General features: G+C 50.0%; 1 protein-coding gene. It reads right to left on the reverse strand.

Going from position 1 to position 912, the window contains the following annotated elements; genetic code table 11:
• Nucleotides 1–107 precede the first annotated feature (107 nt).
• On the reverse strand, nucleotides 108–912 hold an 805-nt coding region (locus tag ACWHAR_RS24485; protein WP_452088109.1), incomplete at its 5' end, for a tartrate dehydrogenase.

Genomic DNA, 912 nt, shown 5'->3' on the forward strand with positions numbered 1-912 from the left:
AATTCCAAATTATTATACAGCATTTGGATCTGCTTGGTTAGACCTTCGTGGAAATTTTCGTAAGGAAATGGACAGGCAGGGGCAGCCATCTGCCCCGGCCTGATTCATCAGAGCTTTCTTAAGCGCGAACAGATTTCATCAGTGACCTCAGCCGTTGTGCTTTGTCCCCCAATGTCGCGTGTTTTGATGCCGTTGGCAGTCACTTGCTCCATTACATCCAGAATTTTCGCCCCCAGCTCTTCCTCTCCGAAGTGGTCGAGCATCAGCTTCGCTGTCCAAATCTGGCCGATCGGATTGGCAAGGCCCTGTCCGGCAATGTCAGGAGCTGAGCCGTGAACCGGTTCAAACATGGACGGATATTTGCCGGATGGATTGATGTTCGCAGAAGGCGCAATGCCGATGCTTCCCATCAGGCTTGAGCTGATGTCGGTTAAAATATCACCGAACAAGTTGCTCGCCACAATGACATCAAACGTTTCCGGACGCGTCACAAAAAAAGCGGCCAGCGCATCAATATGCTGAGATGATGTTTCGATTCCGCTATAATCAGCGGCTGTCTGCTGAAAGACTTCATCCCAAAACGGCATCGCGTGATAAATGCCGTTAGACTTTGTGGCGCTTGTCACATGGCTGCGCCGTTTTTTCGCCAATTCGAAGGCAAAGCGCATGACACGTTCTGTCGCTTTTCTCGTAAACACGGCATTCTGGATGGCGATTTCATCATCGCCTCTGTGAATGCGCCCGCCGACTTCACTGTATTCACCTTCACTGTTCTCGCGAATCACCACGAAGTCAAAATCATTTGGATGCAGAAGCGGCGACGTAATGCCTACCATTTGTTTGGCGGGTCTCATATTAATGGAAAGCTCAAGCTCCCTCCGGATTTTCAGCAGCAGTCCCCATAACGATATA

This window comes from Bacillus sp. LR--39, from assembly GCF_053613335.1.